At 64.5% G+C, this 21606-nt stretch carries 11 protein-coding genes and 1 rRNA gene; 10 read left to right on the top strand and 2 right to left on the bottom strand.

The window, feature by feature from the left end:
* Positions 1–76: 76 nt before the first annotated feature.
* The 8 genes from rrf (at position 77) to H162_RS0127145 (ending at position 14636) form a co-directional block, all read left to right on the top strand.
* A 5S ribosomal RNA gene (gene rrf / locus H162_RS0127185) occupies positions 77–189 on the top strand.
* 835 nt (positions 190–1024) lie between these two features.
* Positions 1025–2731, top strand: a complete 1707-nt coding sequence (locus H162_RS0127180; protein WP_211223755.1) for a multicopper oxidase family protein — start codon at positions 1025–1027, stop codon at positions 2729–2731.
* 33 nt (positions 2732–2764) lie between these two features.
* Positions 2765–3346 (top strand): SCO family protein, encoded by a 582-nt coding sequence (locus H162_RS0127175; protein ID WP_026355161.1) that lies wholly within the window; start codon positions 2765–2767, stop codon positions 3344–3346.
* A 386-nt stretch (positions 3347–3732) separates the two neighbouring features.
* Entirely contained in the window at positions 3733–9945 is a 6213-nt protein-coding gene (locus tag H162_RS32110; RefSeq protein WP_020656637.1) for a peroxidase family protein, read from the top strand.
* Positions 9946–10088: 143 nt separating this feature from the next.
* On the top strand, positions 10089–10748 hold the full coding sequence (locus tag H162_RS0127160) for a PEP-CTERM sorting domain-containing protein (protein ID WP_020656636.1): 660 nt from the start codon (positions 10089–10091) through the stop codon (positions 10746–10748).
* Positions 10749–10993: 245 nt separating this feature from the next.
* Complete coding sequence (locus H162_RS0127155) at positions 10994–11482, top strand: hypothetical protein (RefSeq protein ID WP_051110018.1); 489 nt, start codon at positions 10994–10996, stop codon at positions 11480–11482.
* 182 nt (positions 11483–11664) lie between these two features.
* Positions 11665–13146 (top strand): DUF2868 domain-containing protein, encoded by a 1482-nt coding sequence (locus H162_RS0127150; RefSeq protein WP_020656634.1) that lies wholly within the window; start codon positions 11665–11667, stop codon positions 13144–13146.
* The gene (locus H162_RS0127145) at positions 13143–14636 is read left to right on the top strand and encodes a DUF3482 domain-containing protein (RefSeq protein WP_020656633.1); all 1494 of its coding nucleotides are present in this window, start codon (positions 13143–13145) and stop codon (positions 14634–14636) included. Before H162_RS0127150 ends, H162_RS0127145 begins: the two co-directional genes overlap by 4 nt.
* A gap of 10 nt (positions 14637–14646) precedes the next feature.
* On the opposite strand, the gene H162_RS0127140 is transcribed toward H162_RS0127145, so the two are convergent.
* Positions 14647–16761, bottom strand: a complete 2115-nt coding sequence (locus tag H162_RS0127140; RefSeq protein WP_020656632.1) for a TonB-dependent receptor family protein — start codon at positions 16759–16761, stop codon at positions 14647–14649.
* 297 nt (positions 16762–17058) lie between these two features.
* On the opposite strand from H162_RS0127140, the gene adh reads away from it, so the two are divergent.
* Together adh and H162_RS0127130 are read left to right on the top strand one after the other, a co-directional pair.
* Positions 17059–18579: an aldehyde dehydrogenase gene (gene adh / locus H162_RS0127135; protein ID WP_020656631.1), complete on the top strand. Its 1521-nt coding sequence runs from the start codon at positions 17059–17061 to the stop codon at positions 18577–18579.
* 52 nt (positions 18580–18631) lie between these two features.
* On the top strand, positions 18632–19018 hold the full coding sequence (locus H162_RS0127130) for a DUF779 domain-containing protein (RefSeq protein WP_020656630.1): 387 nt from the start codon (positions 18632–18634) through the stop codon (positions 19016–19018).
* Between the two features lie 6 nt (positions 19019–19024).
* Here H162_RS0127130 and H162_RS0127125 read toward each other — a convergent pair whose 3' ends face one another.
* Positions 19025–20965 carry a sigma-54-dependent Fis family transcriptional regulator gene (locus H162_RS0127125; RefSeq protein WP_026355160.1) on the bottom strand — a complete coding sequence of 647 codons (1941 nt, stop codon included), beginning with the start codon at positions 20963–20965 and terminating at the stop codon, positions 19025–19027.
* Positions 20966–21606: the final 641 nt, after the last annotated feature.

The following is a 21606-nucleotide window of genomic DNA, read 5'->3' as shown; positions in this document are numbered from 1 at the left end:
CAACAATTACCGAAACTACTTCTTCCGGATTCAGAGTGACGCTCAGCATGAGCTAGCGGCACTCGTACAAGTCATGCCTGATGACCATAGCAAGTCGGTCCCACCCCTTCCCATCCCGAACAGGACCGTGAAACGACTTTGCGCCGATGATAGTGCTGCAACCAGTGTGAAAGTAGGTTATCGTCAGGCTAGTTATAAGAAAAACCCCACCAGGTGATCCTGGTGGGGTTTTTTGCTTTCTGCACATCGATTTCGGCGCCGTGTAATCACGACCGCCTTGCCTCCACAAGCCCACAGGTTCCCGGCTTCGGTCCCGACCTGGATCTGCACCACTGGCCGTGTGAGCATTCTGTCAATCATCCTTCTGGTAGAGATCGGTGATCAATACGACACTCCCGAGCGCCGACCAGGCGCTCAGCCATGCCGGCAGGGCCGTACCCATCCTTTGTGCTCATCGATACCACATTGAGGCCTGCAGACCTTCGGGGCCCTTGGGCACGCTGCTCCGGGCATCAGCCCGCCTTCGTGCGGCTTCCTCGTTCCGGAATCGCTGACTTATGCGATCCATGCATATGTAGGTATGCAACAGCAGTCGTTCCATGCATTTTCCACCCCATCCTACATCAACTATTCATACCCAAAGAAAAACGCTGTTTAACGAAAATAACAAATATTTCATCATGGAATTTTACTGAATTCCAAATCAATTCTTATTAAGCAACTGAAAATGAATGGATTCACTAAAACAATTTATGTTGGATCTTCTAGGAAATAAATTGTTTCGTTATTCCCTGTGCGTACTTCACAACATCATTGAAATAAAAAATTACATTTTTGCGATTTCTAACGGTATGATATTTCCATGTAATTACTACATCGACATAGATCGAGGGAATCTACTCAAAATAAAATATAGTTAAATGGCGGAAACATAAGTATGCGACGGATATCCGTATGGAGCGGCGGCTATCCCTACGCATAAACAATTTGCCTACTAACAGTGCCATTATTAGGGGTGGGGAAAATGACAAAGTCAGACGACAGGGGCCTTCTTACGCCCAAAAAACGTGAGTTCCTCAAGCTTGCCGCAGTCACCGGAGGAACCGGTTTCATCACTTCACACGCGGTGGATGCCAGTGGCACGGACATCAAGCCGCCTTACACCACACCGTTTGTCGAACCGCTTCCCATACCGCCGATAAAGAAGGCGGCAGCTGCGACACTCTACCCGGTGCCACAAAAAGAGGCGCATCCCGACGAGGCCGGGCGCGACCCTCACCAGGGCTGGGAGCATTGGCCGCCCCAAAAAGCCTATGTGATCGACGTGAAGGAAGGCTGGCATTATTATCACCGCGAGCTGCCGCGGCAAAAGATCTGGGGATATGACGGCATTCTCCCAGGACCGACCATGGTCGCCTACGAAGGCGAGCCAATTGTCGTCCGCTATTATAATAACTTGAAGCCGGATGTAAATGGATTTGGCTCTCCGGAAATATCGACGCACCTGCATAACGCGCATGCCGCTTCGGAAAGCGATGGCTACGCCGGTAATTACTTCAGTGCGACGAAATACGGTCCCACCCTGACCCGGCCAGGTTTTTTCTACGACTGCCATTATCCAAACTGCTTTGCCGGCTACGATGAATTCCCGGACACCGATGGCGACCCGCGCGAAGGGCTGGGCACCATGTGGTACCACGACCATCGCGCGGATTTTACGGCCGCGAACGTCTACAAGGGACTCGCCGGTTTCTTCCTGTTCTTCGACAAGCTCGACACGGGGAACGAGAACGACCCCTCTCCGACCGCATTGCGCCTGCCCAGCGGCGTCGGCGTCTACGATATTCCCCTGATCCTCCAGGATCCGAAATTCGATTCCGGCGGCCTGCGCGTGTTCGACCAGTTCGATCCTGATGGTTTCCTGGGGAACAAGTTCGCGATCAATGGAAAAATCCAGCCGTATTTTAATGTGGCAAGCCGGAAGTATCGTTTCAGGATATTGAATGGCAGTACGGCCCGCTTCTACCATCTCAGTCTCCGCTACAAGGGAGTCGACAAGCCGTTCCAGGTCATTGCCAACGACGGCAACCTGCTGCCGAAATCCGTGACGATGACATCCTTCCGTCTTGCGCCCGCTGAACGCATCGATATCATCGTCGACTTCAAGGACTTTCCGCTGTACTCCGAGCTGTTCCTGCTCGACCGCATCGTGCAGGACAAGGGGCGCGGACCTGAAGCCGTCCTCAGCACGACCGGTCAACAGCTCATGCGCTTCTACGTCAACCGCACTGCCGTCGACAACAGCCGGGTACCGACAGTCTTGCGGGACCTGAAACCGATCGATCTCACCAAAGTGACCAAGACACGGCACTTCGAATTCGAGCGCGAGAACGGGGTATGGCTGATCGACGGCAAGCTATTCGACGTGGAAAACCCAACCTTCAAGGTCAAGCTCAACGCCGTCGAGATCTGGGAGCTGGAGGGCAAGGGCAGCTGGCACCACCCTATCCATATCCACCTGGAGGAAGGGCGCATCCTGTCGCGCAACGGCAAGCCGCCGCCAGCGCACGAAATGGGGCGCAAGGACGTCTTCGTCCTGGCTCCAGGCGAGACCGTCAAGATCCTGATCCAGTTCCGCGGATTTACAGGCAAATACATGATGCACTGTCATAACACGATCCACGAAGACCACGCGATGATGCTGCGCTTCGATGTCGAAAGAGATGGCTGAGCAGCGCTCAACCCCCAACACGAGGAAAAGAAAATGGACAGAAGACTCTTGCTCGCAGTGATGGGTGGCGTTGCCTACGGGGCAACGGCCGATCGGCTGCTCGCGGCAACGGAAAGCAAACTGGCGCCGCATCCGTATCTGCCCAACCCGGTCCTGGTTGACCAGACCGGGAAGTCGGTGCGGTTCTATACGGATCTGCTCGAAGGGAAGGTGGTGGTCATCAACATGATGTACACGGTCTGTACCGGGATCTGCCCGCTGAACACCGCGCGGCTGCGCGAAGTGCAGGCCGAACTCGGCGACCGGACGGGGCGGGATGTACACATCTATTCGCTCACCCTGCGTCCCGAAGTCGACTCGCCGGAGGCGCTCGCGGAATACGCGGAACGCTACGACATCGGCCCCGGCTGGTCCTTCCTGACTGGCCGCCCGCGCGACATCGACCTGGTCCGCCGCAAACTCGGCTTCTACGACACGGATCCTGTTGCGGATGCCGATATCTCCAACCACACCGGTGCCTTGCGCATCGGGAATGTAGCCAGGGACCGCTGGATGATGATGCCCAACCGGGCCTCGGCGAAGCAAGTCGTCAAGGCCATTAACAATATCAGCTGATTGGATCCCATGTTCCTGATCTGGCACCGCCCATCGCCCGGCGCCTAGCCGCGCCCAATCCCGTACAAGGCCGTCTGTTACCCGGTTCTCACCGGTGACGGCCCTGTTACGTCCGTGTTGTTTGACTGTAGCAATACAGGAATATTCGCACTCGCGAAGGAGGTCTGCTGTCTCGTGCGAAAGCATGGTTGTTTGAAAAAAAGGGGGTTGTACAAGCAACAGAGCCATGCGCCGGGTTTGGGCGGCGCGAAATAACATACTAGGGAATAAAAATGGCTTCTTCTTCAAAACCACAATACGGCTTCAACGTCACACTCGATGACCTGAACTTTATTCTCCAACAAATCAAGATCGCAGAAGCAAGCGTCAACCCCGCGACCGGGGCGATGCAGAATCTCCCCACCCTGGTCGGCAGCCCCCTGCTTCCATATGGCCTGCGCACCGTGGATGGCTCCTGGAACAATCTCCTGCCGGGCATGGAAGACTCGGGCTCGGCCGATCAGATCATGCCGCGCCTGGTGCCGGCGAAGTTCATGACGGCCGAAGGCAAGCCCGCCTACTTCTATGGCCCCCACGATACGCAAGCCGGACCGGCGACCAGCTATGCGCAGACGGCGGCCGGCAACGTGGTTTTCGATTCCGCGCCGCGCGTGATCAGCAACCTGATCGTCGACCAGAGCGAAAACAATCCCGCCGCCGTGATTGCAGCGGAGACCCGCGCCGAGCAGAGCACCTACCCAGGCCAGGACCAGGTGGTGAATGACAACGGCACCCTGTACATTCCGAACCTGTCGCCCGACATTGGCCTGTCGCCGCCATTCAACGGGGTGATGGCCCTGTTCGGCCAGTTCTTCGACCATGGCCTCGACCTGATCACCAAAGGCGGCGGCACCGTCTTCATGCCGCTCAAGCCGGACGACCCGCTGTACGATCCGACCAGCCACACCAACTTCATGGTGATGACGCGCGCGACCAATGTCACCGGGCCCGGCGCGGACGGCGTCATGGGGACGGCGGACGACGACACCCACGCCCATACCAACAACACCACGCCCTTCATCGACCAGAACCAGACCTATACCTCGCACCCGTCGCACCAGGTATTCCTGCGCGAGTATGTGAAAGACGCGAACGGCAAGCCGGTGGCCACCGGCGAACTGCTGAAAGGGGCATACGGCGAGGGCAACTGGGGCGAGGTCAAGGCGCAGGCGGCAGCGATGCTGGGGATCCAGCTGACCGACAACGACGTGTTCAGCATTCCGCTGCTGGCCACCGATCCCTACGGACGCTTCATCCGCGGCGAGAACGGCTATGCCCAGATCGTGACTGCCAGCGGGCTGGTCGAGGGCGACCCGACCGCGAACGGCGGCAAGGGCGTCCTGCTGCCGACCGACACGATCCGCACCGGACATCAGTTCCTGATCGACGTGGCGCACTCGGCGGCGCCGGGCACTTACGACCATGACCACAATCCGGGAACACCGGAGCGGGTGCTGGTGCCGGATGAAGACACGGAGGTGGGCGCCGCCAACGGGCTGGCCGCGCCGGGAACCTACGACAACGAATTGCTGGACCGCCACTTCGCCACCGGCGACGGCCGCGGCAACGAGAACATCGGCCTGACCGCGATCCACAGCGTGTTCCATTCCGAGCACAACCGCCTGGTCGAGCAATACAAGACCACGATCCTCGAGAGCGGCGACCTGGCCCTGCTGAACGAATGGCTCGCGGTGGACGTGACCGAGCTGCCGACCGGCCAGTCCGCCATCGACGCCCTGGTCTGGGACGGCGAGCGCCTGTTCCAGGCCGGCCGCTTCGTCAACGAGATGCAGTACCAGCACCTGGTGTTCGAGGAGTTCGCGCGCGCCGTGCAGCCGAGCATCGACCCCTTCGTGTTCTCCCATTCGCCGGACATCAATCCGGCGATTATGGAAGAGTTCGCCAACGTCGTGTACCGCTTCGGCCACTCGATGCTGACCGAGACCGTGGCCCGCCTCGATGGCGACCTCTCGAACAATGATATCGGCCTGATCGAAGCCTTCCTGAATCCGGTCGAGTTCAACACGGCCGGCGGCAAGGAGGGCGAGGCGACGGCGATTGCCGACATCATCCGCGGCATGTCGCGCCAGGTCGGCAGTGAAATCGACGAGTTCGTCACCGGCGCGCTGCGGAACAACCTGGTGGGCCTGCCGCTGGACCTGGCCGCGCTGAATATCGCACGCGCCCGCGACACCGGCATGCCGAGCTTTAACGAGGCCCGCGCCGCCTTCTACCAGATGACCGGCGACGCCCAGCTGAAACCCTATACCAGCTGGGCCGACTTCGCGCCCCACCTGAAGAACCCCGCGTCGATCATCAATTTCATCGCCTCGTATGGCACGCACTCGAGCATCACGGCCGAGACCACCCTGGCCGGCAAGCGCGCCGCGGCGACCCTGCTGGTCATGAACGAGTTCGACGTGGACGGCGATGGCGACCTCGAGAGGGCGCCGGACGACCGGCTCGATTACCTGAACAGCCGCGGCGCCTGGGCGACCAAGGAAACCGGCCTGAACAAGGTCGACTTCTGGATCGGCGGCCTGGCGGAAGCGAAGCTCGAGTTCGGCGGCATGCTGGCGCCGACCTTCAACTTCGTCTTCGAAAAGCAGCTGGAAAACCTGCAGAATGGCGACCGCTTCTATTACCTGAGCCGCACCCAGGGCCTGAACCTGCTTAACGAGCTCGAAGGCAACCTGTTCTCCGCCATGGTCATGCGCAACAGCGACCTCGGCGACGAGGGCAGCAGCCACCTGCCGGCACTGCTGTTCACTACCCCGAGCTATATCCTGGAAATGAACCAGGCCGACCAGCGCACCGGCATTGCCGTACCCGGCAGTACCATCAAGAATGGCGATCCGACGCGCGTGGATCCCATCCTGAACGCCATTACCTCGCTGGTGACGCGCGTCGCACCGGGAGACGACGTGGACGGCGACGGCCATGCCGACGGCGGCGTGCTCACCTATGCGTACGACGGCCCGGACCACGTGGTGCTGGGCGGCACAGCAGGCAACGATACGCTCAACGGCGGCCGCGGAATGGACACGCTGTGGGGTGACGGCGGCAACGACAGGCTCGACGGCGGCGACGAAGCCGACCAGGTGCACGGCGGCGACGGCGACGACATCATCACCGACCACGGCACGCCCGCGGGCGCCGCCGACTTCCTGCGCGGCGACGCCGGCAACGACGTCATCAGCAACGGTACCGGCAACGACCTCGTGTTTGGCGGCACCGGGCAGGACTTCGTGATCGTCGGCCCCGATTTCACCGAAGTGTTCGCCGGCGAAGGCAATGACTTCCTCCTCGGCGGACCAGGCTCGGATGTCCTGATGGGCAATGAGGGCGACGACTGGCTCGAAGGCGGCGAAGGCTTCGACAACATGTCGGGTGAGAACTCCCAGCTGTTCTTCAACAGCAGCATCATCGGCCACGACGTGCTGAACGGCCAGGGCAACGACACCGACTATGATGGCGAGTCCGGCAACGACATCATGGTCCAGGGGCCGGGGATCCAGCGCAGCAACGGCATGCTGGGCTTCGACTGGGCGATCCACAAGGGCGACGTGGTGGCCGCCAATTCCGACCTCGGCATTCCCATTTTCGGGCAGCAGGAGCCGTTCATCCTGCGCGACCGCTTCGATTCGGTCGAAGGCCTGTCGGGCTGGAAGATGAATGACGTGCTGATCGGCACAGTCCGCCCGACGGGGGCGGCTGACGAACCAGGCGGTGTCATCGGCGGACCGGAGACCGACAGCCGCCTGCTGCAGAAGGATGTGTCGCTGATCGCGGGCCTGCAGGAGCTGCTTGGCGTACCGGCTTCAGACGATCCCGACGCCGTGCTGATCGACCCGCAGAACGGCGCCGACATCCTGATCGGGGGCAGCGGCAACGATCTCATTACCGGCAAGGCCGGCGATGACCTGATCGATGGCGATGCCTGGCTCAACGTCCGCGTGAGCGTGCGCGACAAGGACAATCCCGATATCGAAATCCGCTCGGTCGACAGCATCAGCGAGATCAAGACCGAGATGCTGAGCGGCGCCATCAACCCGGGCCAGCTCAGGATCATCAGGGAAATCATCGTCGATCCGACGGCAAAGGACGACATCGACACCGCCATCTACTCCGACCTGTCCGAGAACTATGACCTGACCCGCAACGAGGACGGCACCTGGACCGTTGCCCATGTGCGCGGCACCGCGACCGACGGCACCGACAAGATCCGCCGCATCGAGCTGCTGCAGTTCACCGACCGCGTGGTCAACCTGACGGGGGAACCGGTCATCAGCGATGAGACCCCGCTGGAAGGCGAGGAGCTGACCGCGCTGCCCGGCACGATCGCCCTGTTCAATGGCATTCCAGAGGAAGCCATCACTTTCCAATGGCAGGCAGCGGCGGATGGCGGCGCCTTTACCGACATCCAGGGGGCCACGGGAACGACCTTCACGCCAACCCAGGCGCAGGTGGGCCTGACCCTGCGCGTCGTCGCCAAATTCAACGATTCCACAGGCATAGCACGCACGGTGACGTCGGCGGCAACCAAGGGCGTGGGCGACCTCGTCACCGGCGACAACCTGGCGAATACGCTGGTCGGCACTGTGAACGCGGACCGCCTGGTCGGCCTGGGCGGCAACGACGCGCTGAACGGCGGCCTCGGCGCCGACGAGATGATCGGGGGAGCCGGCAACGACACCTATACCGTCGACGACTACGGCGATCTCGTGATCGAGCTTGCCGGCGGCGGCACCGACACCATCCAGACCACGCTGGCAAGCTATGTGCTCGATGAGCTCGGCGAGGTCGAACACCTCACCTTCATCGGTGCCGGCAACTTCGACGGCCAGGGCAATTCGGCGGCGAACACGCTCACCGGCGGAACCGCCGACGACATACTCGACGGCCGCGGTGGCGCCGACCGCATGGTCGGCGGGATCGGCAATGACTCCTATGTCGTGTCCGAGGCCGGCGACGTGGTCGTCGAGGCCCTGAACCAGGGCAACGATACCGTCAGCACGCGGCTGGCCAGCTACACGCTGACGAACCACGTCGAGACCCTGCTGTACACCGGCGACGGCGATTTCTCCGGCACCGGCAACACGCTGGCCAACCTGATCGAAGCCGCGGGGGGCAACGACACGCTCAACGGCGGTAGCGGCAACGACGAGCTGCGCGGCCTGGGCGGCAACGACCAGCTCATCGGCGGGGCCGGCGACGATATCCTGCTGGGCGACACCGGCGACGACGTGATGGACGGCGGGACCGGCATCGACCGGATGACCGGCAGTAACGGCGACGATACCTATGTGGTCGACTCGGTGAGCGACGTCATCGTCGAGCTGCTGGGCGAGGGCGACGACTCGGTGCGCACCAGCCTGGCCAACTACACGCTCGGCGCCGACCTGGAAAACCTGGCGTACACCGGCACCGCGGCCTTCACCGGCACCGGCAACGCGCTGAACAACCGGATCGACGGCGGCGTGGGCGCGGATACCCTCAACGGCGGCGAAGGCATCGACCGCATGGCGGGCGGCGCCGGCAACGACACCTACATCGTCGACCAGTCGCTCGACTCCGTGATCGAGCTGGCCAATGGAGGAACCGACCTGATCCGGACCACGGTGGCCAGTTATGCGCTGTTCGACAACGTCGAGCACCTGACCTATACCGGCACCCTGGACTTCTTCGGCGAAGGCAACGGGCTCGTCAACACGCTCACCGGCGGCGTGGGGGCGGACACGCTCGACGGCAAGGCCGGCGCCGACCGCCTGGTCGGCGGCGCCGGCGACGACCTCTACCTCGTCGACGACATCAACGACGTGGTCGTCGAAGCCGGCGGGGCGGGCACCGACTCGGTCCGCTCGACCTCGCTGACCTATGTCCTTGCCAACAACATCGAGAACCTGAGCTTTACCGGCACCGGCAACTTTACCGGCACCGGTAACAACCTGGCCAACCGCATCACCGGTGGCGACGGCAACGATACGCTGGACGGCGGCACCGGCGCCGACACCCTGATCGGCGGCAAGGGCAACGACATCTACAAGGTCAACCAAGGGACCGACGCCATCCAGGAGAACGCGGGCGAAGGTATCGACACGATCCACAACAGCGGCACTTCCTACACGCTGGGCGCCAATGTGGAAAACCTTGTCCAGACCGGCGCCGCCGCGACGTTGACGGGTAATGCCCTGAACAACTCCCTCATTGGTGGCATCGGCAACGACACCCTCCGGGGCATGGATGGCGATGACCGGCTTGAGGGCGGAGCGGGTAACGACATCCTGACGGGCGGTAACGGAAACGATGTCTACGTGTTCAGCACACTGACCACCGGTACGGACACGATTACCGGCTTCGACGCCAACTCGGATGGCGGGCAGGACTGGATCGACCTGATCGCACTCGGCATCACCGCGGCCAACTTCGCTTCCAGGGTCACGATGACGGACCTGGGCGCGGACGTGCGGGTCCAGATCGTCGGGGGAGGTTCGTTCACCCTGCAGGGTTTGGCGGACTCTTCCCAGCTGACCATCGCCGATTTTGCACTGGCAGTATAAAAGTGTTGCTATCTTTTTAATTGTTGTTATAGTTAAAGCATTGCAATAAGTATTGTTGTTAATGCAATAACATAGCTTCGACGTCGATGCCGGAGCAGACCCCGGCATCGGTTTTTTTCTGGTTCTTGATGAGGTGACGCAACATGTACGCTCCAAAACTAGGCATTTTCAAACAGGCCGCATTGTCCGCCGCGCTCTCGCTCGGCTTCGTGCAAGCGGCATCGGCCGGTCTTATTTTCTCGAATACGCAACCGGAAGCCGGTACATTCAACAATGTCCGGTTCGATAGGGGTGGTGCTTATCCGGGCCCCAATTACAAGGTGCAGGGGACGACGGTGCCCCTGAATTCGAATGTTCGCATTCTCAACTTCAGCAGTAATGAATACCTGACCGGCGAGGTGGACACTCAATGGTTACGGGGAAGCGATGCGGGCTTCAAGGAACTCAAGGTGAACGTCCAGGACAGTGTCTTCACCATGTTTTCCCTGAACCTGTTCGCACCCAGCATCGCGGGTAATCCGAAGAACCGGTTTGTCGATGTCACCGTCAACGCATTCGGCGAGAGTCCCGTGATCCACCGCATCAACATCGTCAACGGCGCTAACTGGTTCCGTGTCAACGCCACTGATGACACCTTGTTGCGCAGTCTCGCCTTTACGAGCTCGACCGATATCGCTTACGCCCGTGCCATCCGTGTCGGCGGCGCGCAGGATGCGCCACTGCCCGAACCTGCCACCTTGTTCAGCCTTGGCGCAGGCGTGCTGGGCATGATGGTGGTGCGGCGCCGCCGCAAACCCCAATAGGCGGGCGCAGGTGAGTGTGGATGATCCCGTGCGCCATGCTTGCCGCACGGGTCATTGTCGTCTAATGTAAATACCGGGGGGCAGGTGCGTTGTCCGCCGTGCGTGGCCGGTACATCATCGGCCGGCTGGCACACGCATGTTGAACGTCCGCTGAGTCCTACGCGGTCGCGGAGATTTATCCTATACATCCCCTTCGCCACCGCGCGCATGATCGGTCTATTGGTTCAGCAAGCGAAGGAGAGATGATGAAATCGAAAGAGAAAGTCAAAGGTGGAGACAACCGTGCCCGTGGTGTGGCCAAACCCAAGGGCGTGACCGTGGCCGAAGGCAGCCTGCAGAGCAGGGCTCCCGGCTACGTGATGCCGGGCGGGCCCGACTCGCCTTTCCCCCGGGAACATACCGGATCCATGCAGTCCGACCTGAGTCGCGGTACGCGCGGCGGCGCCGGTGCGCAGCAAAACGGATGGAGCGCGCGCCAGCAGGCGCAGCGCATGCAGGCGCGCGGCGAACAGGACCGGCTGGGCCAGTCCCGGCAGTCCGGCAGCGGCATGGAACAGTACCAGCACGCCGGTTCCCAGGAATCGGCGACCGGCTCTTCCGGTTCGCTGCAATCGGGCGGCGGCAGTTCGCTGCAGGGGCAGGCTGATCGTTCACCGCCGGACGCCGGCAGCAAGCAGGGAGGCAGCAAGCAGGGAGGCGGCAAGACGCGTGGCGGCGGCAAGTTCGGCGGCTGAGCCAGGTCTCCAGCCAGCGACAACCCGGGAATTCCCGGGTTGTCTCGTTTACGCGGCCGCTGCGCACCCTGCGGCCCGGGGCGGGACGGGATGCCGGCGCTGCCCCGTGCGGGAAGTGTGACGGGCCGAAAACTGAGGCACAATGCATCTGCGGACATTGTCACTTCACCCACAGGAGCAGCATGAACGAACAGGTCGCACGCAACGTCGTGCTGGTGCGCGCCATCGAGAACGCCGACGTCGCCCACACGGTCCTGACCGACGACGACCGTAAATATGCCACCCGCAGCGCCAGGGAGCTGGCGGCGTGGCAGGCGTCCGATAGCCGGATGGCCATGACCCAGCATCACTTTCTCGAGCAGCGTTCCGAGCAGATCCTCAAGCGCCTCGGCGAGCGCACGCCCGCGTTCGGCGCCTTCGTGCAGCGCCGGCCCGGCATGTCGGGTTTCTGGCTGGCGCTGCCCATCCTGGCCTTCGCCGCCGGCGCCTTGCTGGACCGGATCGCCGACCCGCACCGCATCGACCTGCTGTCGGCGCCGCTGCTCCTGATCATCGGCTGGAACCTGCTGGTCTACCTCGGCCTGCTGGTGTGGACGCTGGTGCCGCGGAGCCGCCGGCACAAGGGCGGCAGTCCGCTGCTGCGCCGGCTCAGCGTCGGCAAGGCGGTGGCGCCGCGCAAGCTGCCGGGAGCGCTGGCCGACGGCGTCGCCCGCTACCTGGCCGACTGGGCGCTGATGAGCGAACCGCTGACCCGTGCCCGCCTGGGCCGCACGGTGCACCTGGCCGCCGCCATGTTCGCCCTGGGCGCCATCGCCTCGCTCTACGCCCGCGGCCTGCTCACCGAATATGTCACGGGATGGGAAAGCACCTTCCTCGACGCCGGCCAGGTGCATACGCTGCTGAGCTGGCTGTTCACGCCGGCGCTGACGGTGTTTCCTTTCCTGCAGAGCTTCTCGCTGGCCGAGATCGCATCGCTGCGCTTCGGCGCCGGCGGCGGCGCGGCCGGCGGCGAGCGCTGGGTGCACCTGTACGGCGCGACCCTGCTGCTGCTGGTCGTCGTGCCGCGCCTGGTGCTGGCCGTGTTCGCGGGCCTGCGCGCCGGCCGCCTCAGGCGCCGCTTTCCGCTCGATCTCGACCAGCCGTATTTCCGCAAGCTGGCCGACAGCATCGGCGCCGGCGCCCCGGCCCTGATGCGCGTGCTGCCCTACAGCTACACCCTCGACGAGGCGCGCGACAAGGGCCTGTGGACCCTCGCCGGCGCCGCCCTGGGCGGGCAGGCAAGGGTGCAGCTGCGGCCGACCGTCGGCTATGGCGTCGAACCGAAGGACGCGCTGCAGGAGTCGGAACTGGACGAGGCCGGCGTGACCGTCACCACCGTCCTGTTCAGCCTGGCGGCCACGCCGGAAAAGGAAAACCACGGCGCCTTCCTCGACTACCTGGCGCGCCGCGTGCGGCGCGGCATCGCGGTGCTGCTCGACGAGTCGGCCTTCGTCGAGCGGATCGGCGAGCAGCCGGGCAGCGCCGCCCGGGTGGCCGAGCGCATCGCGCTATGGCGCCAGTTCTGCAGCTTCCATGGCACGCCGGCCCATGTCGTCAACCTGCTGCAGCCCGAGAAGTATCCGCTCGAACTGGGCGCGGGCCTGGCGCTGCCGGAGCTTCGATGAACGCGCCGCTCGAGGTCCCGCCGCTCGAAGCCCCGCCGGTCAAGGTCCAGTTTGCACTGGTTTCGCACACCAACAACGGCAAGACGACCCTGGCCCGCACCCTGGTCGGCATGGACGTGGGCGAGGTGCGGGACGCGGCCCACGTGACGCAGTTCTCGGAAGCCCATCCGCTACTGGCGAGCGAGGCCGGCGATGCGCTGGTGCTGTGGGACACGCCCGGCTTCGGCGATTCGGTGCGCCTGTTCAAGCGCCTGGCGATCGCCGGCAATCCGATCGGCTGGTTCCTGCGCGAAGTGTTCGACCGCTACCGCGACCGGCCGTTCTGGCTCAGCCAGCAGGCGCTGCGCGCGGCCAAGGACGAAGCGGACGTGGTGCTCTACCTGGTCAATTCCTCCGAGTCGCCGCAGGACGCCGGCTACCTGCCATCCGAGATGAAGATCCTCGACTGGCTGGGCAAGCCGGTGGCGGTGCTCCTCAACCAGATGGGACCGCCCCGGCCGGGCGCCGAGGAGCAGGCCGAGCAGCAGCGCTGGAAGCAGCACCTGGCCCAGTATCCGGTGGTGAAGGAGGTGCTGGCCCTCGACGCCTTCGCGCGCTGCTGGGTGCACGAACACGTGTTCTACGATGCGATCGGCCGTCTCATCGACGAGTCGAAGCGGCCCGGCTATGCGCGCCTGCTGGCCGCCTGGTCGAGTGCCAACCGCGAGCGCTATGCGAGCGCGCTGCGGATGAGCGCCGAACAGGTCGCGGCCGCCGCGCGCGACAGCGAGCCGCTGCCGGATGAAGGGAAGGGCGTCCTGCGCGGCGCGCTCAAGGCGGTCGGCCTGGGCAAGGACGAGCAGCGGCGCCAGGAACTGGCGATGGCGGCCCTGGTCGCGCGCCTGAACGACGGCATCAACCAGGTCACGGCGCGCCTGCTCGCGCTGCACCGGATCGACCCCGGACAGGCGCTCCAGGTGAACGCCCGCGTGCGCGATAACTTCGCGGTGCGCGCCCCGGTCGACAAGGCGCAGGCCGGCCTGCTGGGCGCCGTGGTCTCGGGCGCGGCCACCGGCCTGTCGGCCGACATGATGGCCGGCGGCCTGACCCTGGGCGCCGGCGCGCTGCTGGGCGCCATCGTCGGCGGCCTCACGATGGCGGGCGCCGCCTGGGGCTTCAACCAGCGCACCGACCGCAACCAGGCGAGCGTGCAGTTCGCCGATGCCTTCCTGCAGACGCTGCTGGTCGGCGCCATCCTGCGCTACCTCGCCGTCGCCCACTTCGGCCGCGGGCGCGGCAACTACGTCGACAGCGAAGCCCCGCCGTTCTGGCAGGCCGAAGTCGAGCAGGCGCTCGCAGCCAGGGGCGCCGACCCGGCGGCGCTGTGGCAGGCGGTGCGCGCGGCGCCCGACCAGGGCAAGGCCAGCGGCCTGGTCGAGGCCGCGCTGGCGCCCGCCGTCACGGCGATCCTCGGGCGGCTGTATCCGGGCGTCGCATTGCCGGACAACTGAACGACGTGTTCTAGAACTGATACCGGGCGCTGGCGCCCAGTATCCAGTTGCGGCCCGGAGCCGCCTCGTAGAAGCGGCGGTTGGTGTCGCCGACGATCACCGAGCCGATGTAGCCGCGGTCGAACAGGTTGTTCAGGCGCGCGAACTGGCGCAGGCGCCAGCCCCCGAACTGCTGGCTGGCCTGGACCCGGGCGTTGACGATCGCATAGCCCGGCGCCGGGGTGGCGGTATTGGTGTCTTCCGCGAACACCCGGCTGTTGGCCACCGTCTCGAGCGCCGCGCCGAAGCGCCCGGCCGCTTCCTTCCAGCCGAATTCCCCGTACAGGCTGGTCTTCGGTATGCCCGGCAGGCGGCTGCCCTCGGGCACCGCACCGAAGCCTTCGTCGTAGACGGCCTTCAGCGCGCTCAAGGCCAGGCGTGCGTTCCAGCCTGCGCCGAATTCCGCGTCGAGCGACAGTTCGCCGCCCTGGCGCAGGGTGGCGCTGGCGTTGCGGTAGCTGGTGCGCCCGCCGGACGCGCTGTCGACCACCAGCTCGTCCCTGGTGCGCACCTGGAACAGGGCCGCGTTGACGCGCACTCCCGGGGCCGGCATGGCCTTCAGGCCCGCCTCCAGGTGGGTGCCGACCGCCGGTTCGAGCCCGAAGTTGAAGCCGCCGCCGCTGCCGGAATAGAACACTTCGTTCAGGGTCGGCGCCTCGAAGCCGCGCGCCGCGCTGGCATACACGTTCAGCGTGGGCGTGAGGCGGTACAGCACGCCGGCCAGCGGCGTGGTGTGGCGGTAGACGACGCTGCCGCTGTCGTCGCCGTTTGCCAGGAACCCGTCCTTGACGTCGAACTTCACCCGGCTGTGGCGCAGCCCGCCGGTGAACACCCATTTGCCGCGCTCCCACTCGAGCTGCAGGTAAGGGTCGGTGCCGGTGACCTCGTTCTCCTCGTCGCGCCGCAGGCGTCCCTTGACGCCGAAGCTGTCGCCGAGGAAGTTCTCGAAACCCTGGCGCGCATCGCTCGACCGGGCCAGTTCCAGGCCCACGGTGGCGCGCAGGGTGCCGCCGGCCAGTTCGCGCACCGCGCGCCAGTTGGCGTCGATGCCGTAGAAGTCGCGGTCGAAGTCGATCACGCCGCCCGAGTGGCTGGCCGGCGCCTGGAAGGCGCGCGAGAACGACTGGTACTGGATCACGCGGCGGTTGCCGCCCCAGGCCGTGACCTGCAGGCGGTCGGGCCCGAAGCGGCTCTCCCAGGACAGGCCCGCCTGCTTGTGGTCGATGCTCTTGCGCGTGTCGTAGCGCTCGGCCAGGGTGCGTTTCGGCGTCTGCGGATCGGTGCCGTCGATTTCGCCGGCGCGCGGGTCGCGCTGGTACGTGGCCCAGGTCACGCCCAGCGGATCCTGGGTATCGTCCTGGCGCAGGCCGCTGGCGGTCAGCACCAGGCGGCTGGTGGCGGACGGTTCGAGCGAGAGCTTGGCATAGGCCTGGTCGCGGGTGGCGGCGCTGTGGTCGCGGTAGCCGTCGGTGTCGAAGCGCGAGGCGTCGAGCAGGTAGCCGATGCCGCCGCTGCGGCCCTCGGCGTTGACGTCGGTCTTGCGCAGCCCGTCGCTGCCGGCGGCGAAGCTGGTCTCGATGGACGGGGGGCCTTTCGGATCGCGCGTGAACAGCTGGACCACGCCGCCGGAGTGGTTGCCGTACAGTGCAGAGAACGGCCCGCGCAGCACCTCGATACGTTCGGCCATGTCGAGGTTGAAGGTCGCGGCCTGGCCCTGGCCGTCCGGCATGGTCGCCGGGATGCCGTCCGCCACCAGGCGCACGCCGCGGACGCCGAAGGCCGAGCGCGCGCCGAAGCCGCGCGAGGAAATCTGCAGGTCCTGCGCATAGTTCTGGCGATCGCGCGCGACCAGTCCCGGGACCGCCGCCAGCGCTTCCGAGGCGTTGACGCGCGGCTGGGTATCGCCGATCTGCGACGCATCGACCACGTCGATGGAGGCCGGCAGGTCGAAACTCGCGTGTTCGGCGCGGGTGGCGCTGACCACCACCACGCTCATCGGGCCGCGGACCTCGTCGGCGGCGGCCGCCAGCGGCCAGCATGCGCAGGCGGCGGCGATCGCGTTCCAGCGAAATACGTGTTGCTTCATCTTGTCTCCAATCGTTCGATCACGCGTCCCGGATCCGGACATGCCATTCAAGCAACGCAATATACCTGCTCCGCGCGGATCGCGCCCACGGCAATGGCAGGGCGCCGGCACTGTTCAATTCTGGAACAGGTGTACCAGAACTGACCGTCCCGCCTCGCGGCCGCGCCTTCCCTGCGAACGCATCCGCGCTATGGCGCGGCGGGCGGCGCGCCGCTGGCACGGACTTTGCGAAAAGAAGCGCGTGCTCCACACATCCCGTTGCAGCCGACGGACACATAACACTACCTGGAGGATGACATGAATCTCGCGGACATCAGCAAGCTCGGCGTCGCCAACCCGTTCAAGCAGCGCTACGACAACTACATCGGCGGGCGCTTCGTGGCGCCGGCCAAGGGAGAGTACTTCCCCAACGTCACCCCGATCACCGGCCAGCCGTTCTGCGAGGTGGCGCGTTCCACCGCCGAGGACATCGAGACCGCGCTGGATGCGGCGCATGCGGCGAAAGACGCATGGGGCAAGACCTCGCCGGCGGAACGCGCCCTGATCCTGAACCGCATCGCCGACCGCATGGAACAGAACCTGTCCACGCTCGCGACTGCCGAGACCATCGACAACGGCAAGCCGATCCGGGAGACGACGGCCGCCGACATCCCGCTGGCGATCGACCACTTCCGCTACTTCGCCGGCGCCATCCGCGCCCAGGAAGGCTCGATCGCCCAGATCGACCATGAAACCTACGCCTACCACTTCCATGAGCCGCTGGGCGTCGTCGGCCAGATCATCCCGTGGAACTTCCCGATCCTGATGGCGGTGTGGAAGCTGGCCCCGGCCCTGGCGGCCGGCAACTGCGTCGTGATCAAGCCGGCCGAGCAGACCCCCGCCTCGATCATGGTGCTGATGGAGCTGATCGGCGACCTGCTTCCGCCGGGCGTGGTCAACGTCGTCAACGGCTTCGGCCTGGAGGCCGGCAAGCCGCTGGCCTCGAACAAGCGCATCGCCAAGATCGCGTTCACCGGCGAGACCGCCACCGGCCGCCTGATCATGCAATACGCGGCCCAGAACCTGATTCCGGTCACGCTCGAACTCGGCGGCAAGTCGCCCAACATCTTCTTCGCCGACGTCATGGACGAAGACGATGCCTTCTTCGACAAATGCCTCGAAGGCTTCGCGATGTTCGCGCTCAACCAGGGCGAAGTCTGCACCTGCCCGTCGCGCGTGCTGGTGCAGGAATCGATCTACGAGCGCTTCATCGAGCGTGCGCTGGCGCGCGTGGCGGCGATCAGGCAGGGCAACCCGCTCGATTCCTCGACCATGCTCGGCGCCCAGGCGTCGCAGGAGCAGCTGGAGAAAATCCTGTCCTACCTGGACATCGGCCGCCAGGAGGGCGCGCAGGTGCTGGCCGGGGGCGAGCGCAACGTCCAGCAGGGCGACCTGTCCGGCGGCTATTACGTGCAGCCCACCGTGTTCAAGGGCGACAACGCGATGCGCATCTTCCAGGAAGAGATCTTCGGGCCGGTGGTCTCGGTGACGACCTTCAAGGACGAGGCGGACGCGCTGCGCATCGCCAACGACACGCTGTACGGCCTGGGCGCCGGGCTGTGGACGCGCGACTCGTCGCGCGCCTTCCGGGTCGGGCGCGCGATCCAGGCCGGCCGCGTGTGGACCAACTGCTACCACCTGTATCCGGCGCACGCCGCGTTCGGCGGCTACAAGCAGTCGGGCATCGGCCGCGAGAACCACAAGATGATGCTCGACCACTACCAGCAGACCAAGAACCTCCTGGTCAGCTACAGCCCGAACGCCCTGGGCTTCTTCTAAGGCCAACCGAAGCGCGCCGGTCCCGGCCGGCGCGCAAGCGACAGGAGCAGGCATGACGACCTCGATCGACCGCGTCTGCGCGACGCCGGCCGCGCTGGCATTCATCGACGAACTGCGGCGGCGCCACGGCCCGCTGATGTTCTTCCAGTCCGGCGGCTGCTGCGACGGCAGTGCGCCGATGTGCTACCCGGCCGGCGAATTCAATGTGAGCGACAGCGATGTCTACCTCGGCAACCTGGCCGGTGCGCCGTTTTACATGGGGCTGGAGCAGTTCGGCTACTGGGAGCACACGCAGCTGATCATCGACGTCGTCCAGGGCAACGGAGGCATGTTCTCGCTCGATAACGGCACCGGCCGGCGCTTCCTGACGCGCTCGCGCCTGTTCACCGACGAGGAGTGCGCGCTGCTGCGCACGCATCCGGTGCGCCAGGGCGCCTGATCGACGCTAGCCCAGGTGCGGCAGCTTGCGGTAGATGGTATTGCGCGATACGCCCAGCGCGCGCGCCGTGGCCGAGACGTTGCCGCCGTTCGCCTCCAGCGACTTCAGGATCGCCGCCAGCTCCACCTCGTCGAGCCTGGCGCCGCCGGCGGCCATCCGCCCGGGGCTGACCACTGGCGGGTCGGCCGTATCGTCGATGTCGTCGAGGAAGTCGTCCGGCATGTGGTGCAATCCGATCTCGTGCTCGTCACCGGCCATGATGATGGCGATGCGCAGCAGGTTGGTCAGCTGGCGGAAGTTGCCCGGCCATTGGTGGCGGCGGAACAGCCGCAGCACTTCGTCCGACACCGTGTAGCGTCCGCCGTCCGATTCGGTGGCCAGGATTTTCCTGACGACGGTGTCAAGGTCGGTGCGCTCGCGCAGCGGCGGCAGCTTGACCACCAGGCCGTTGAGCCGGTAGTAGAGGTCTTCGCGGAACAGTCCCCTGGCGATCCGTTCGCGCAGGTTATGGTTGGTTGCGCAGATCAGTTCGACGTTGACCGGGATCGACTTGCCGCTGCCGAGCGGCGTGACCATCCGCTCCTGCAGCACGCGCAGCAGGTGGGCCTGGAGACTCACCGGCATGTCGCCGATCTCGTCGAGGAACAGCGTGCCGCCGTTGGCCTGCAGGATCCTGCCGGCCGCGCCCTTCTTGCGCGCGCCGGTGAAGGCGCCTTCCCCGTAGCCGAACAGCTCCGACTCGATCAGGCTCTCCGGGATCGACGCACAGTTCACGGCGACGAACGGTCCCATGGCGCGCGGCGAGTCGCTGTGGATGGCCCGTGCCAGCAGTTCCTTGCCGGTGCCGGTTTCGCCCATGATCAGGATCGGAATGTCGCGTCCGAGCACCTTGTCGACCTTGCCGATGACCTTCTCCAGCTGCGCGTCTCCCGTATTCAGGTAGCGCAGGCCGGACAGGCGGCGCGCCTTCGCGGCCGCCGGCGCGGCCGCCTGCGGGGCGGACCGGTCGTCCGGGACGCTCACGGCATGGATGCCGCTCCCGAGGCGCAGTTCGGCGCGTCCGCGCATCCGCACGCCGTTGTGCATGCACATGTCGAGCAGGCCGGGCGCCGCGCTGCGGTAATGGTCGAACAGCGCCGACACCGGAAGCCCGAACAGCGAGCTGAATGTATGGGTCTGCAGGGCAGGGTAGGAGAGGCCGAGCTGGAACAGGCCGCTGCGGTTGGCGGCAAGGAAGCGGCCGCCCGGGCTGAAAGCGGCGATACCTTCCATCAGCGTGCCGATGCATTCCGGACGGGTGTGGAAGCGCAGGAGGATCGCATGTTCGAACGTGGCGGCGAACAGCTGGTTTTCGATCATCAGCGCGGACATGCGCACCAGGGCCATGGTGTGCTTGTGGTAGCTGCGCCGGTCCGAGCTGACGTCGAGCACGCCGATCACCTTGCCCTCGTGGCCGGTGATCGGCGCCGCCGAGCAGGTCAGGAAATGGTTCGCGGCCAGATAGTGCTGGTCGGCGTGCACGAGCGATGGCGCGCGTTCCGCGATCGCGGTGCCGATCGCATTGGTGCCCATGCGTTCCTCGGACCAGCCCACGCCGGGGGCGAGCGCGACGCGCTTGGCCTTGTCGATGAAGTCGGCGTCGCCGAGCGCATGCAGGATGATCCCTTGCGCATCGGTCAGCAATACCATGTTGTGGGTATCGACGATCTGCTGGTACAGCATTTCCATCGCCGGCACCGCATGGGTATGGAGGAGATGGTTCTGCTCCAGCAGGCGCGAGAGGTCGCTGCGGGCCAGCGGCATGAAGTCCGGCCGGGCGCCGGGACAGAGCCCATAGCCGGCGGACCGCTGGTGAGAGGTCTCGATGACTGCCGCTTCGTCGCCCGGGTTGCCGGCCGTTCCGGATGGGCGCGCAGCGCACGACCCCGGCAATGCGTCTCGATGCATCATTCCATGTCTCCTTTCGGCCCTGTCCGGGCTCTCGTACTGGAAATGCTGTTCCATAATGTAGCACCTGTACCAGGGATGAACAAAGCGGCATCGTCGCCATGGGCGATGACCGGTGACAGGAGGAAGGGCAAACAGCCATGCAAATGCGGCGCTGGCGCTGGGCCTTCCAGCGATGGAAGGGGGCTTGCGGAACCCTGCGCAGGTTTGCTATGATTCGCCTCCGCTTCGGCAACGACCGAAAACGTCAGCAAAATCAATTGGTTGCGCTGGCAAGGTTCGTAGAGAAATCTGCGACGAAGCAAAAAGGGACTTGACGAAAAACGCTGAACACCGCATACTCTCGTTCCTCTGCTGCTGACGAACAAAACGATTCGCACAACGCAGCAAGGCAGTACCGAACAAGTTCTTTAACAATTAACAGTCGATAAGTGTGGGCGTTTGATGAAGGTGCCGGCTGACCAGTTCAGCTGATTACTTAAATTATCAAATGTTCACAAAAAATACGAACTTCTTCGAAAGAAGAAATCGTCAGTATTTTGAGTGAGCGACCCATCCGCAAGGATGGTGGCAGCAATGCCAACAAACAGAGATTGAACTGAAGAGTTTGATCCTGGCTCAGATTGAACGCTGGCGGCATG

It is taken from the genome of Massilia niastensis DSM 21313 (assembly GCF_000382345.1).
Classification (GTDB): Bacteria; Pseudomonadota; Gammaproteobacteria; order Burkholderiales; family Burkholderiaceae_D; genus Telluria; species Telluria niastensis.
This window is presented reverse-complemented; position numbering and strand designations above follow the sequence as displayed.